11 protein-coding genes are annotated in these 14,836 nt (G+C 58.7%); 7 read left to right on the top strand and 4 right to left on the bottom strand.

Translation table 11 applies throughout. From position 1 onward, the window contains the following. Positions 1-230: 230 nt before the first annotated feature. Together AYR47_RS02690 and AYR47_RS02685 are read left to right on the top strand one after the other, a co-directional pair. Complete coding sequence (locus AYR47_RS02690; protein WP_010206665.1) at positions 231-2,669, top strand: Lon protease family protein; 2,439 nt, start codon at positions 231-233, stop codon at positions 2,667-2,669. A 177-nt stretch (positions 2,670-2,846) separates the two neighbouring features. Then, a complete protein-coding gene (locus AYR47_RS02685; protein ID WP_033901571.1) occupies positions 2,847-3,155 on the top strand; it encodes a PA4575 family protein in 309 nt (102 codons plus the stop codon). 3 nt (positions 3,156-3,158) lie between these two features. Here the strand turns inward: AYR47_RS02685 and AYR47_RS02680 are convergent, their stop codons facing one another. Further along, positions 3,159-4,982: a hypothetical protein gene (locus tag AYR47_RS02680; RefSeq protein WP_082781464.1), complete on the bottom strand. Its 1,824-nt coding sequence runs from the start codon at positions 4,980-4,982 to the stop codon at positions 3,159-3,161. Positions 4,983-5,147: 165 nt separating this feature from the next. On the opposite strand from AYR47_RS02680, the gene AYR47_RS02675 reads away from it, so the two are divergent. Beyond that, complete coding sequence (locus AYR47_RS02675) at positions 5,148-5,636, top strand: TIGR00645 family protein (RefSeq protein WP_005791582.1); 489 nt, start codon at positions 5,148-5,150, stop codon at positions 5,634-5,636. A 15-nt stretch (positions 5,637-5,651) separates the two neighbouring features. Here the strand turns inward: AYR47_RS02675 and AYR47_RS02670 are convergent, their stop codons facing one another. Both AYR47_RS02670 and AYR47_RS02665 read right to left on the bottom strand, forming a co-directional pair. Next, positions 5,652-7,085: an ArnT family glycosyltransferase gene (locus tag AYR47_RS02670; protein ID WP_061434228.1), complete on the bottom strand. Its 1,434-nt coding sequence runs from the start codon at positions 7,083-7,085 to the stop codon at positions 5,652-5,654. A 124-nt stretch (positions 7,086-7,209) separates the two neighbouring features. Next, positions 7,210-8,235 (bottom strand): hypothetical protein, encoded by a 1,026-nt coding sequence (locus AYR47_RS02665; protein WP_061434226.1) that lies wholly within the window; start codon positions 8,233-8,235, stop codon positions 7,210-7,212. 166 nt (positions 8,236-8,401) lie between these two features. Between AYR47_RS02665 and AYR47_RS02660 the strand changes: the two genes are divergently transcribed. The 3 genes from AYR47_RS02660 to AYR47_RS02650 all read left to right on the top strand — a co-directional run bounded on the left by AYR47_RS02660 (position 8,402) and on the right by AYR47_RS02650 (position 12,394). Then, positions 8,402-8,911, top strand: a complete 510-nt coding sequence (locus AYR47_RS02660) for a sigma-70 family RNA polymerase sigma factor (protein ID WP_061434224.1) — start codon at positions 8,402-8,404, stop codon at positions 8,909-8,911. Further along, positions 8,908-9,876, top strand: a complete 969-nt coding sequence (locus AYR47_RS02655; protein WP_061434221.1) for a DUF4880 domain-containing protein — start codon at positions 8,908-8,910, stop codon at positions 9,874-9,876. Before AYR47_RS02660 ends, AYR47_RS02655 begins: the two co-directional genes overlap by 4 nt. A 109-nt stretch (positions 9,877-9,985) precedes the next feature. Then, on the top strand, positions 9,986-12,394 hold the full coding sequence (locus tag AYR47_RS02650) for a TonB-dependent siderophore receptor (protein ID WP_061434219.1): 2,409 nt from the start codon (positions 9,986-9,988) through the stop codon (positions 12,392-12,394). Positions 12,395-12,437: 43 nt separating this feature from the next. Here the strand turns inward: AYR47_RS02650 and AYR47_RS02645 are convergent, their stop codons facing one another. Then, positions 12,438-12,689 carry a DUF6124 family protein gene (locus AYR47_RS02645; protein ID WP_061434217.1) on the bottom strand — a complete coding sequence of 84 codons (252 nt, stop codon included), beginning with the start codon at positions 12,687-12,689 and terminating at the stop codon, positions 12,438-12,440. A gap of 1,039 nt (positions 12,690-13,728) precedes the next feature. Between AYR47_RS02645 and dndB the strand changes: the two genes are divergently transcribed. Continuing rightward, entirely contained in the window at positions 13,729-14,829 is a 1,101-nt protein-coding gene (gene dndB, locus AYR47_RS02640) for a DNA sulfur modification protein DndB (RefSeq protein ID WP_061434216.1), read from the top strand. Positions 14,830-14,836: the final 7 nt, after the last annotated feature.

The following is a 14,836-nucleotide window of genomic DNA, read 5'->3' as shown; positions in this document are numbered from 1 at the left end:
GTTCAGGCGCGTCGCAGCGCCCTAGGGGCCAGTTATTAGTCCAACCCGCGCAGTTTGGAGTTTAGGCACGTTCCAAGGGTTCCGTGCATTTTTATAAAACAATCAGCGATGTCGCGATATTTCTGCAGGTCATCTCCCACGTCTATGCTTTCCCGAAAGCGCGCCTTGCCAGAGCGCGTGACCGGGAGCCAGAATGCCGTCATCTGCCCCGCCTGATGTAAGGAAGCCCGATGCCTGATCCTGTTGCTGCCAGCTTGCGTCTAGCGCCCGAAGCGCTGACTCGCCCTTTCTCCGCTGAACAGTTCAGCTTCTCGACCACCAATGATTTGGAGCCCTTTCGCGGTGTGCTTGGCCAGGAACGTGCGGTTGAAGCCTTGCAGTTCGGTGTGGCCATGCCACGCCCCGGTTACAACGTGTTTGTCATGGGCGAGCCGGGTACCGGCCGCTTTTCGTTCGTCAAACGCTACCTGAAAGCCGAAGGCAAGCGCCTGCAGACCCCGGCGGATTGGGTCTATGTGAATAATTTCGATGAGCCTCGCGAACCCCGTGCCCTGGAATTACCAGGCGGTGCTGCGGCGGCGTTCATCAACGACATCAACGGGTTGGTCGACAACCTCGTCGCCACCTTTCCGGCGGTCTTCGAACACCCGACGTATCAACAGCGCAAAAGCGCCATCGACCGCGCCTTCAACCAGCGCTACGACAAGGCCTTGGACGTGATCGAACGCCTAGCCCTGGAAAAGGACGTGGCGCTCTACCGTGACAGCACCAACATCGCCTTCACGCCGATGCTCGACGGCAAGGCGCTGGACGAGGCCGAGTTCTCGCAGTTGCCGGAAGCCGATCGCGAGCGTTTCCACACCGACATTTCCGAGCTGGAAGAGCGCCTCAACGAAGAACTGGCCAGCCTGCCGCAGTGGAAGCGTGAGTCAAACAACCAACTGCGTCAGTTCAACGAAGAAACCATTACCCTGGCGCTGCAGCCGTTGCTTGCACCGCTGTCGGAAAAGTACGCAGAAAACGCCGCCGTCTGCGGTTACCTGCAAGCCATGCAGGTGTACCTGCTCAAGACCGTGGTCGAGCAATTGGTGGACGACGCCAAGACCGACGCCCAGGCGCGCAAGCTGCTGGAAGAACAATATTGCCCAAGCCTGGTGGTGGGGCATCCGGTCAACGGCGGCGCCCCGGTGGTGTTTGAACCGCACCCGACCTACGACAACCTGTTCGGCCGCATCGAATACAGCACCGACCAGGGTGCGCTCTACACCACTTATCGCCAGTTGCGTCCGGGCGCGCTGCACCGTGCCAACGGCGGCTTCCTGATCCTGGAAGCCGAAAAAATGCTCAGCGAGCCGTTTGTGTGGGACGCGCTCAAGCGTTCCTTGCAGTCGCGCAAACTGAAGATGGAATCACCGCTGGGCGAACTGGGCCGACTGGCCACCGTGACCCTCAACCCGCAGATGATTCCGTTGCAGGTCAAGGTGATCATCATCGGTTCGCGTCAGCTGTACTACGCGTTGCAGGACGCCGATCCGGATTTCCAGGAGATGTTCCGCGTATTGGTGGACTTCGACGAAGACATCCCGATGGTCGACGAAAGCCTGGAGCAGTTTGCCCAGTTGCTCAAAACCCGCACCTCGGAAGAAGGCATGGCGCCGCTGACGTCGGATGCGGTGGCGCGGTTAGCCACTTACAGCGCGAGGCTGGCAGAGCACCAAGGGCGTTTGTCGGCGCGCATTGGTGATTTGTTCCAGCTGGTCAGCGAGGCGGATTTCATTCGCCACCTGGCGGGCGACGAGATGACCGATGCCGGCCATATCGAGCGCGCCCTCAAGGCCAAGGCCACGCGCACCGGGCGCGTGTCGGCGCGGATTCTCGACGACATGCTCGCCGGGGTCATCCTCATCGACACAGCCGGTGCGGCGGTGGGCAAGTGCAACGGGCTGACGGTGCTGGAAGTCGGTGACTCGGCCTTCGGCGTACCGGCGCGGATTTCCGCCACGGTGTATCCGGGCGGCAGCGGTATTGTCGACATCGAGCGTGAGGTCAACCTCGGCCAGCCGATCCACTCCAAGGGTGTGATGATTCTCACGGGTTATTTGGGCAGCCGCTATGCCCAGGAATTCCCGCTGGCGATCTCGGCGAGTATCGCGTTGGAGCAGTCCTACGGCTATGTGGACGGCGACAGTGCGTCCCTGGGCGAGGCGTGCACCTTGATCTCGGCGTTGTCGAAAACGCCGCTCAAGCAGTGCTTTGCCATCACCGGCTCCATCAACCAGTTTGGTGAAGTGCAGGCGGTGGGCGGGGTCAACGAGAAGATCGAAGGTTTCTTCCGCCTGTGTGAAGCGCGCGGTTTGACCGGCGAGCAGGGTGCGATCATTCCCCAGGCCAACGTTGCCACATTGATGCTCGATGAGAAGGTGCTACAGGCCGTGCGCGCCGGGCAGTTTCATATCTATGCGGTGCGCCAGGCCGACGAGGCGCTGAGCCTGCTGGTGGGTGAGGATGCCGGTGAGCCGGATGCCGAGGGGCAGTTCCCGGAAGGCACGGTGAACGCGCGCGTGGTCGAGCGGTTGCGCGCGATTGCCGAGATGATCAGTGAGGAAGACCTCAAGGAAGCGGAGAAGGAGTTGGCACAGCAGGCGCTGGCCGAAGCCAAGCCGACCTGATGGCTAAATCGTCATTAAATTGACTTGGGTTGGGGGCCAACGCCCGTTGGTCTCTACAACCTTGGTTTGTCGTGGTTTTCTTCTATTCTGTGCTCAAGGGATATCCACAGGAGTCGCGGGATAGAAACAGCCTCGCCCAGGCGCAGGTTGAACACCGATCTACCGAGGGTCGCCGCCATGCCGCGCAACCTTTGCCTCACCCGCCAGTGCTTCGGCCTGGTCACCCGTATCGAATGTTCCATTCGCCCTCTCGCGGGGGATAACGGGATGTGGACGTTGTTGTTTGCCGCTGGAATGACCGGTGAACAGCCTTCCACCATCAAGTCCCAAGGCCCGTTTCCAGGGCCCTTCGTGGCGGAAAATATGCTGGAGTCCATCGTCGACAGCCTGACGCAGCACGGCTATGAGACGGCGGCTGACCCGCAGATCTGGTGCCTGCACATGCAGGCCCATCTGCGAGCGCTGAACGGTAACACCCAGCACTGACCGCTATTTGCTCTCGGGCTTGTCCAGCTTGACCTCGAAGCCGTATTGCACGGTGCTCAGGTCGGTGCGCTGGTAGCTTTCCAGGGTGGTCGGCTGGCCGTAGAAGTAATGCACGTCAAACATCGCCGTGCCGTATTCCTCGGCACGGTGGCTGACGCCGAGGATTTCCTTGAGGTAATTGCCGCTGGCGTCCTTGGCGTAGAAGCGCCAGCTGTCGGCGGGGAAGGCCTTCTGGTCGACGATCAGCGCGTTGTCTTTGAGATCGAGCCCTTTGGGCAGCTTGCTCGCGTCAATCTCGTTCTTATCGATGGTCGCCAGGAACAGCGGAATCGAGCCCACCACAAAGGCCGGGTTTTCCGGGAACAGGTTCAGGTCATAGGTCAGGGTGCCACGCGCCGGGTTCAGTTCGAAGGCCTCGGTTGGCAGTTCAATCGGCTCGCCCCGCTCGCCTTTTTCGTCGGCGGTGAAGAAGGTCACCGGTGATTCACTGCTGTTGCGCTCGCTGCCCACCAGGTCGTCATTGAAGGTGAACGGATGGTCGAACACGATGTGCGCCGCGCTGGCGTCTTCGACCGACTGGCTGATGGTCACGCTGTTTTTCAGCTGGTCTTCGCTCATGCTTGCGTCTTTGAGCCAACTGGCGGCGCTGTCGTCATACACGGTGACCGGCATCGGCAGGGCCTGTACGGTTTTCTGCAGGCTGTTCTTGTCGAAGCGCAGCACCGGTAGGTCGAGGTCTTTGCGGGTACGTGTGGCAGTGGAGAAATCCAGCACGTTGACTTGCAGGTTATCGATCACGCCATTGAAGTACACCTTGGCGTAATGGCTGCTCTGCTTGCGTTCGAAGGCTTTCTGCTCGTCGGTCAGCTGTTTTTCGAATGCTTCCGACCAGGCCTTCTGCTTTTGCATCTCGGCCAGTTGTTTCTCGTAGAACGCGACCTGGGCGCTGCTTTCGTTGATCGAACCCGAGCGCGTGAGAAATTGCCCGGTGGTGTCCCGCGCCTGCACCAGCAACGGATTCGGCGATTCGTCGCCCACTTCCGGCGCCAGTGGCTGGCTGTTGGTCAGCTCGATCTCGGCGTAGTTTTTTTCCAGCAAGACCAGGTTGAGGGTGATGTTGCCTTCGGTGCGCTTGTGGCCCACGTCCTTTTTCGACAGGTCAAAGGTCAGCACCTTGCCCGGCGCGACCACTTCAACCGTGCCCTTGAGGCTGACAGGCTGAGGCTGACTCTTGTTTTCCGTCTCGATGCCCTCGATGAACGGGTAGGTCACCGTCAGGTCATCGGGGTTGGTCAGGTTCGAGCTGCTGGGGCTCAGTTGGATGCCCGGATCGGTTTCCGACCATTCCGGCTGGAAAGGGATGACCTTGTTGTTGCTCAGGGTCACCGACTGCCATTCCAGTCCGTGAGGGAACGGGAACTGGTCGGGGACGTTGAAGTTGAAGGGGAAAACCGGCTGTAGGTCGGTCAGATAGTCGGAGTGGGAAGTCTTGCGCAGCACGAACAGGCCATTGATGTAGGTGTCCACCAGCGCCTGGGGTGTGGGGTAGTGCTTGAGCAGGGCCAGGGTGTCCTCGCCGTATTCGGCCTCGATGGGCTTGGTGGCGAGTTTGACCCGCGCCCGCTCCAGCAACAGCAGCGAACCGCCCAGGTCAGCGACGGCGTCCCGCAGCTTGGGGTCCTGGATGCTGTCGAGGGATTGTTCGAACTTGGCGGTTTTCTCTTCGAGGGTGGTCTGCTTCTGCTCGTCGCTGGGGGAGCAGCCGCCAGTCAGCAGCAATGCCGCGCACAGGCCGATACTGGCCAAAGGGGATCGCACATCCATCATCTGAGTTTTTCCTGTCCGACGTCATCGAGCCGAGTTGTTATTGGGCTCGACACTAGCAGAAAAATTCTCTTACAGATGCCGCACAGGTCAGTTTTCCGGCGATTACAGGTGTCTTGTGGCGGCTGGTATACTCGCCGCCATTTTAAACAAGCTGTGTGAGATCCCATGGAACGCTTCATCGAAAATACTATGTACGCCTCACGCTGGCTGCTGGCGCCTATTTATCTCGGGCTGTCCTTGGGCTTGTTGATCCTGGCGCTGAAGTTCTTCCAGGAAATCATTCACGTCATTCCCAATATCTTCACGATGCTGGAAGCTGAAGTGATCCTGTTGCTGTTGTCGTTGATCGACATGGCACTGGTCGGCGGCTTGTTGGTGATGGTGATGATCTCCGGCTACGAGAACTTCGTCTCGCAGTTGGATATCGATGAGAACAAAGAAAAACTCAACTGGCTGGGCACCATGGACTCTTCGTCGTTGAAGATGAAAGTGGCGGCCTCCATCGTGGCGATTTCGTCCATCCACTTGCTGCGTATCTTCATGGACGCCAAGAACGTCGATCCGCAGCACCTGATGTGGTACGTGATCATCCACATGACCTTCGTGGTGTCGGCGTTTGCCATGGGTTACCTGGACAAGCTCACCAAGCACTGATGCCCCGCGCCAGCCTTACTGCTCGACGAAGTAGTAAGGCTGGCGATTGATCGACATCTGCCTGATCACCTTCACCGGGGTGGCCAGGTCGTTGGTATGGTCCAGCAACGCAATGTTGCCGGGCTTGGCACCGAGATAGCGGTGCAACTCGGCTTCGGTTTGCAGGATCGGCAAATAGGCCTGCAGATAGAACACGCTGGCCCCGGCGATGCGCTCGTTGGGCTGGAACAACACCACTTCCTTACCTTCGTCTCTGAATGCCTGGACCTGGCTGATCACCGGTACGAACGACTGGCGCACATCGGCTTTGGGCGCGAACCATAAGGCGGCGATCAAGTAGCAACCCACGGCCAGGGTGAAAACGCCGCCCACCACGGTTCTGTGATGTTTATGCAGCGCGGGTTTGTGGGTTTTCAGCCAGTCCAGCAACACCCGTGCATATTCTGCGGCCAGGACGCTGGCGGCGGGGGTGAGTGCCATCAGGTAAACGGTGCGTTTGCTCGACGCCAGGGTCAGCAGGGTGAACTGCGCCACCAGCCAGACGCTGAAGAACAGGTGGTAGCGATTGCGCACCAGGCTTTTGCGGAAATGCCACAGGCCCAGGTACACCAGGATATTCCACGGCAGGAACGCCTCGGGCAGCTTGGCGATGTAGTAGTAGAACGGCTCGTAATGCCCAGCCTCGACAAACGAGCCGCTGAAACGGCCGACACTGTTGGTCAGCAACACTTCGGCCACCGCCTGCATACCACCGCGCTGGAACAGGAACCCCAGCCAGATCACCAGCGGTATCAGCGCCAGCAAGGTAAACAGCGCGGGCTTGAGCCAGTCACCAATCTGCAGGCGTTTGTCCATCAGGCTGGTGCTGGCCAGGTACACAAAAATCACAATGCCCGGCATGGCCAGGCCCAGTACGCCTTTGCTGAGGGTGGCGATCACCATCCCGGCAGTAAACAGTGCCCATGCGCCGGTGCTGGAGCCTTGGCGATCGGGCCGAACGGCCTGGTAGAACGCCAGCAGCGCAGTGGTCACGCCGAGGGTGAGCAGCGAGTCCTCACCGACGCCGCGCGCGTTGCTCCAGTAACTGGCCATGGTCGCCAGGATCAAGGCCGCGCTGAACGCCAGCGTCTGCGGTCGTCCGAACCGGCGCAGCATCGTGTAAAGCAGCATCACGCTGAACAGACCTGCAAACGCCGAAGCCAGGCGCACGGCCCAGGTGGTGCCGCCGAACAGGCGAATCGCCCCGGCGTCGATCCACAGGCTCAGAGGTGGTTTTTCCAGAAACGGCTCACGAAACAACTGAGGCACTACCCAGTTATTGTCCAGGTGCATGGCCATAGCGATCCCGGCGACGCGGGCTTCGGTGGAGCCTTGCAGCTCATGGTTGCCCAGGGCAAAGAAGAACAACAGACCAGCAAGCAGGAGCAGCAGGGGAGCAGGACGTGTCATGGAGTGTGGCTACCAGGGCAGGAGGACCGTCCGGGGGAACGGTCATTGCAATGGGCTAGTATCCGTGGGCGTTTCTGAATATTTCGTGAACGAGTGTTGGATTTTTGTAAGGCTGAATGCTTCCTCAGGGTGCTTTCAAGCTGGGCACAGCAGCTTTGCCTTGGGCCGTCAGCACCGGTTCCAATTGTTCCCACGTGAAACTCAGTTCGTTGTCACAGCCATCGCCTTGGGCGGGTGTGGAGAGTTGCAGGCCCTGGGTGTTGAAGCTCAAGTCGAAGGTGGAGTAGCTGGTCACGGCCGGGCACCCTTCGTCGACGGTGGTTTGTTTGGCCAGCCAGGCGCTGAAGGTGGCGGGCAGTTTGACCTGGCCGGAATAGGGGCTGTCCCATTGCTCATGGCCGCTCAGCCAGGTCCAGGGGTCGACCTTTTCACCGGTTTGCAGGTTCCAACTGTGCAGGCCCCAACTGATCCCCCCGCGCCCGTAACCCGCTGACCAGCGATAGAAACGCACGGTGATCCAGTGCGATGACCAGTAGAACGGTTCCACCGTGATCTCGCTGGTGCTGGTGCTGCCGCTTTGATCCAGTGAGTTACGCCGCTCTCTATAAAAATCGGTCTGGCCATCCGGATTGATGGCCATGCGCGCGAGATCCCGGTTGATCTTATCGATGGCTTCCCCGTCGCCTTCGAGTTTCAGGATCACCTGCCCGCCTTGGGTCTTCACCTGATAGGCGTGTTCGGCGAAGGTCTTCTTCTCGACCTTCACCGCAGGCGGCGTGGCCTCAAGCGGGTTGTTATAGGTGTCGCTGGCACAACTGTCCGTGTCCGCGCGTTTGAGCATCAGCGCCAGGCTTTTGCCGCCAATGGCTTTGCTCCAGGTGCCGGTCAACGTATCGCCTTGCGGGTCGTCCAACTGCCAGAAACCGGTTTGCCCTTCTTCCACCCAGGGCTCGCTGGCGTTGGCTTGGGTCAGTTGAATGGGCGTGAGAATGCGTTGGTAGTAGTAACTGCCATTGGCGCCGTGGGCTCCATTGAAACAGACGGTAATCGCGGATTTGCCCAAGGTGCCCGTCCAGACACCGGCCAGGTCGGCGGCGGTGGCAAGCAGAGGAGCGCAGGCGAGGGTGAGAACGGCGAGTGGCTTGAACACGGGTATCGGACTTCCGGATGTCTGATAGAGGAGAGCAGGGTAATGGGAAGTACGGGGGAGTCCAAGAGGGCAGGTGCCACGCTCAGTAAGAAACTCCTAACCTGTCTCTAATGAGAAGTATTATCATGTGTAACTTTTCGCAGCCGTCCCCCTGGATATCACACCGATGGCCTCATCTTCTTCTGCCCATCAGGTCGTGGGCGAGCTCTATGCCCAGCATCACAGCTGGGTAGTGCAGTTGCTGCGGCGCAAGTTGGGCGGGCAGGAGCAGGCTCTGGACCTGGCGCAGGATACCTTCGTGCGGATTTTGAGCAGCGGCACCGTGCCGGTTTTCCGTGAGCCGCGTGCTTATCTGACGACGGTTGCCAGCCGTTTGTGTGGGCAGTATTTCCGTCGTCAGGCGCTGGAGCGCGCCTATGAGCAATCACTGACGATCCTGGAACCCGAGCACATGCCTTCACCGGAAACCCGCTTGCTGGTACTCGAAGCGCTGGATGCAGTAGGCCAGGTGCTGGACGGGCTGGGCAGCAAGGTGCGCGAGATTTTCCTGCTGTCCCAGTTGGATGGCCTGACTTATCCACAGATCGCCGAACGCATGAACCTCAGCGTGAATGTGGTGCAAAAAGCCATGCTCAAAGCCTATCGCCATTGCTACCTGGCGGTGTACGCGGCATGAACCGCTTCAAGTCTGCCAACGATCAACCCTTGGACGAATGCGTGCTGGACCAGGCCTTGAACTGGATGGTCGCCCTGCAATCGGGCACCTGCGGCGCTGCTGAGCAGCATGCCTGCCAGCAATGGCGCAACGAGAACCCGCAACATGAACTGGCCTGGCAGCGTTTGGCCGGGCTCAGCCGCGATATGCGCCTCAACACCCAGGCGCTGCCTGCGTCCAATGCCCGACAGTTGCTACGGGCACGCAGTGTTCCGTCGCGGCGCACGGTCCTCAAGGGGTTTGCTGGCTTAAGCATAGTCACCGCGCTGGGTCTGAGCGTACGCGAGCGGGTGCTGTTGCCGGAGCTGTTCAGCGATTACCACACCGCTACTGGGGAGCGACGGCACCTGCGCCTGGCCGATAACGGCGAGTTGCAATTGGATACCCGCACCGCTGTGGATATCCGTGGTGCCCACCTGGCACTTAACCTCGGCAGGTTGTTGTTAAGCACTGGGGCAAGCGCTGGCACTGCGGTCCAGACGGCTAATGGATGGATACGCCCGGCGGCGCTGTCGCGGATGATCATCAGCCACGACCTGCCCCGCCAACAGGGTACGCAGGTGCAGATGCTGTCGGGCAGCGCCTTAGTCGAACCTTCGCACGGCGCCAGCCTCCTGCTCGGCATGGGCCACCAATTGAGTTTCGACCGTCTGCAGGGCGGGCCGCTCGCCGCCGTGCCATCCAGCGCCGACGCCTGGACCCAAGGCCTGTTGATCGCCGAGCGCATGCCACTGCGCGAGGTGCTTGAGCAACTCGATCGCTACCGTCGCGGCGTGCTGCGCTGCGATCCCGCCGTGGCGGGTTTGCAGGTATCGGGTTCGTTCTCGCTGGACCAGCCCGAGGCCAGCCTGGACCTGCTGGCCAAAGTGTTGCCCGTGCGCGTGCAGCGGGTGTTTGGCTACCTGGCCACGGTCGTGCCGGCCTGACCTGAAATTATTTTTACATCGCGCGGCAGTTTTTTACGTCTCGAGCATCAAGACGGGTAAGACGCAGAAAAAAGCGTCCACCCAACCCTTTCACGACAGGACAGTCTTTATGCTCAGCCGCGTCAGCGCTTTGCGCACCGTTATCCTCGGCTTATCGGTGGCAACCGCCAGTCACAGTGTCATGGCCGCCACGGCGGCGCCCGCCCAGGAACAATCCCAGCCTCAAGCGTATGACATTTCGCCCGGCAGTCTTGACCGTGTGTTGGGGGCGTTTGGGCAGCAAGCGGGTGTGATGATCGGTATCGATTCCGCGCTGGCTGCCGGTATTCAGAGCAAGGGTTTGAAGGGCAGTTTCTCTGTGGATGAGGGCCTTGAGCGCCTGCTGGCCCCAGCGAATTTACAGGCAGAACGTGAGCCGGGCGGCTATCGCGTGGTGGCCAAACCGGTCTCCCAGGACGGCAAGGTGGAATTGCAAACCACCCAAGTCAGCGCCAACCAACTGGGCACTGTCACCGAAGGTACGGGCTCGTACACCCCTGGCACCATCGCCACGGCCACGCGTCTGGTGCTGACGCCACGGGAAACCCCGCAATCGATCTCGGTGGTCACCCGTCAGGTCATGGATGACTTCGGCCTCAAATCCATCGACGACGTGATGCGCCACACGCCGGGCATCACCGTGTCGACCTACGACACCGAACGCACCAACTATTACTCGCGCGGTTTCTCCATCGAGAACTTCCAGTACGACGGCATACCGACCCTGCGTGATGCCCAATACTCAGCGGGCCAGACCATGACGGACATGGCGATCTACGACCGCGTCGAAGTGCTGAAGGGCGCTACCGGCCTGCTGACCGGTGCCGGCGGCCCTGGCGGCACCATCAACCTGATCCGCAAGAAGCCGACCTCCGAGTTCAAAAGCAGCATCGAACTGGGCGCGGGCTCCTGGGATAACTACCGTTCGCAGGTCGACGTCAGCGGCCCCCTGACCGACACCGGTAACGTGCGCGGTCGAGCAGTGGCCGCCTATCAGGACAAAAAATCGTTCCTCGATCACTACTCGCGCAAGACCAGCGTGCTCTACGGCATTCTCGAAGTCGACCTGACCCCGGACACCCTGTTGACCCTGGGCGCCGACTACCAGGACAGCGACCCCAAAGGTTCCAGCTGGACTGGCACCCGTACCATCTTCGACGCCACCGGCAACAAACTCGACTTGCCGCGCTCGTTCAACAACGGGCCGAAATGGGGCTCATGGCAACAATACAGCCACACTGTCTTCGCCACCCTGGAACACAGCTTCGACAACGGCTGGGTCACCAAAGGCCAGTACAACCATCAGGTCAACGGCTATGACGCGCCGCTGGGCTACATCTCCCAGGATTCTGCGACGGCGAGTTCGATCTATGCGGCCAAATACACCGGCGACACCACCAGCGACAGCCTGGATGTGTACGCGTCGGGGCCGTTCGAGCTGTTCGGGCGTGAGCATGAACTGGTGATCGGGCAGTCCGTTTCCAGCTCACGGTGGAAGGGCAAGGACTACCGTAACCCCGTCTACTTCGACAACTCCTATGATTTCTACAACTGGCACGGCGAGGCTATCGAGCCTGCGTGGGGCAAGGCATCCCGCTTCAGTGATGAAATCACCCGCCAGACCGGCACCTATGTCACCGGGCGCTTCAGCCTGACCGACGCGCTGCACCTGTTGCTGGGCGCGCGGGTTGCCAACTATCAAGTCACCGGCACCAGCGACACCGAAGAAAGCGGCAAGGTAGTGCCGTACGCCGGCCTGACGTACGACCTCAACGAAAACTTCACCGCCTACGCCAGCTACACCGAAATCTTCAAGCCGCAGACCCAGTACCGCGATCGAACCAACACCATGCTTCAACCCGACGAGGGCAAAAACTACGAGATAGGCCTCAAGGGCGAATTTTTCGATGGCCGCCTGAACGCCAGCCTCGCCTACTTTGAAGTGCACGAGACCAATCGCCCAATCGCCGATACCGCCTGGAACTCGCAGCCCGCCGTCGATTACGCGTACATGGGCACCGAGAGCAAAACCAAAGGCTACGAAGCAGAGATCTCCGGCGAACTCGCGCCAGGCTGGCAGTTGCAAGCCGGTTACACCCACAAGATCGCCCGCGATGCCGACGGCAAAAAGGTGGCGACCTGGGAGCCAGAGGATCAGGTCACCCTATACACCAGCTACAAACTCCAAGGCCGCCTGGACAAACTCACCCTCGGTGGTGGCACACGCTGGCAGAGCGCGGGCTGGCAAACCGTGCGCAACTGGGGCTACCCCGGTGGCGGCCGCTCAGAAAAATTCACCCAGGACCCATACTGGCTAGTGGACGTGATGGCGCGCTATCAACTGACCCAGAACCTGTCGGCCACGCTTAACGTCAACAACGTGTTCGACAAAAAGTACTTCACCAACATCGGCTTCTATGACTCGGCGTATTACGGCGACCCACGCAATGTGATGGTCACGACGCGTTGGGATTTCTGAGGTAGATGACAGCAAAAGGCCGAGTTTCCTCGGCCTTTTTTTGTTATTGGAATGCTGGTGTGTCTTGGGTGAGGACCAGTACTCGCTCTACCAACAGTTCGCTCAGCACGATCAATTGCTGGCTGGCCAGCAGCTTATGACGGCTGGCACCTTCGAGTTCGAAGGCCAGGTCGGTGGTCATGGCGTTGAGTGAGGCGAGGGTTTCGCTGGCTTGGATCAGCAGGGTTTCGCAGGTGATGTCCGGAGAGATTGTAAAGAGGTTTGCGGAGGGGGGATTGGGGGTGATCTTTTTCATGATGAAGCTCCCACACTGTTTAAGGAGCTACCGCCCCCCTGCTGTCAAACAGGAATGGGTGGCAGCTGTACGCGGGTTGACAGACCGGAAGTGTAGGAACCCGGCGCACCCGAAGATGCCCCACGCACAGCCGCCATGAACGAGGCGGAACGCGTTAAGCATGCCGTCTTATCAAGGGGTGTGAAAGGTTACACTTTTCGGCCTGTCAAAGCCGGTCGCTGATGAGCAGTGACGGGAGGAAGTTAGCGTTGTGGCGGAGGTTGCGCTAGTTCATCAATGGCTCTGCATCGCGTAGGAAAAATCGAAAGCCCATGCCACAGCGCTTTCCAGGCCCCAGAAACAACAAAACCCGCACTCGGCGGGTTCTGTCGATGCTTCGTATTGGTGGGCCGGGGTAATTTGAATTGGTGTTCTATGTAATTGAAATATTTTAATAATATAAATTTAATTTTCTAGCTGGAATACCAAATGGAATACCGTTCAGCATGAAAAATGTAATGCTCAGTTTTTTTAGAATTACACGTGCATATGCCACGAAAAAAACCTGGTGAAGTAAGTCTTTTTGGCCTGTCGACCGATGCTGTTCTGCCTTACGTTGCAGTTCGACCCAAAGCGGTTAGCTCTGAAGAGCAGAGCACAGTCATTTCTGTTGAAAAAGTCGACTTCGAAAATTGTCGGATCGATCGGTGAGCGGCCCTTTTAGCTCGATTCTGCGTGACTCTCATCCCTAGAATCTCTGCGAAGATTCAGGATTTCAATCTCAGGGCGTACGTGCCGCCCTGAAAAGCTGAGGCCGACTGTTTTCAACTGAATCGGCCAAATGGAGCTATTCGTCGAGGGCTGTTTTCGGAACCAGGAAGGCAATAAAGAAGTCGACGTTCCGCTGCGCCTGCGCAAGGCTTACGTGCTGCAGGTCGGCAGAACTCAAACGGGCTTCTGTAGGCCTCTGAATTCGTAGTTGCTCGGTCGAACGAGGTTGTATGTCTATTTAGGCGTCATGTTTGTCTGTCGGTAGACAAACATGATAAGCTTTTAGCCTATGACTAGTCCTTTTTCCTACACGTTTCCTGCCATCCGTGGTGTCCAAGCGGGACGGGAATACTACGTCTCCATGTGCCCGCTGCGGTTGCTGGCGAAGCTATTCGTTTTTGATAATGAGGAGCTGATGCCTGAATTGAGGGCGCAGAGGTCAATCAATCGTTCGCGCATTCCTGAGCTCGCCAGGTACATCACCTCCAATTCAGATAGCTACACATTCTCGGCCATCACCGCGTCTATAGACGGCAAGGTCAGCTTCGCGCCTGTGGGGAATGACGATACTAACCATTTTCGAATGGGCACGTTGACTGTCGATATGGACGCTAAGTTTATCGTCAATGATGGGCAACATCGACGCGCGGCAATTGAGTTAGCTATTGGGGAGCGACCTGAGCTTGGTGATGAGACAATTGCCGTGGTTTTTTTCCATGACCGCGGGCTGGAGCGTTGCCAGCAAATGTTCGCCGATCTTAATCGTCATGCGGTTAAGCCCTCGCCTTCGCTAAGCGTGCTTTACGATCACCGCAATGCGGCAGCTAGCGTGGCGAAGCACCTGGGGCTTACGTCGCGAGTCTTCAGAAACTTGATTGAAGCGGAGCGATCTTCGCTGTCTAAGCGTTCGCGAAAGCTATTTACCCTCAGTGCTCTTCATTTTGCAATTTTGGAAATGCTAAGCGAGCGGGAGCTTGAAGATTTCTCTGTGGCATCAAAGAAGTGCCAAGATTTCTGGGAGGTCATTGGGGACCAGATTCCCGAGTGGATATACGTGCGTGAAGGTCGTATGACGGCCGGAGAGGTTCGACAGGACTTCATTCATTCGCATTCCATCGTGCTGCATGCATTGGGGCGTGTAGGCAAGTTCATTTACAAAACTAATGCAGGGCAACCCGACCTCCAGTTCTTGCTGAGAAAACTACGTGAAATTGACTGGTCGCGTACTAACATAGCCACATGGGAAGGTCGTGCAATGATTGGCGGTCGGATGGCAAAGAATAGTCAGAACATCACCCTGACATGCAATCAAATCAAACTCTCGCTCGGGCTTCCTCTGACTCCTGAAGAGCAGGTCATCGAAAGCGCGTTTACTAGTGCCCGCCAGTAAAGCTGCA

The sequence above is a fragment of the Pseudomonas azotoformans genome (assembly GCF_001579805.1).
GTDB classification, from domain to species: domain Bacteria; phylum Pseudomonadota; class Gammaproteobacteria; order Pseudomonadales; family Pseudomonadaceae; genus Aquipseudomonas; species Aquipseudomonas azotoformans_A.
Note: the sequence above shows the minus strand (reverse complement) of the source record. Positions and strands in the feature narration are given on the sequence as shown.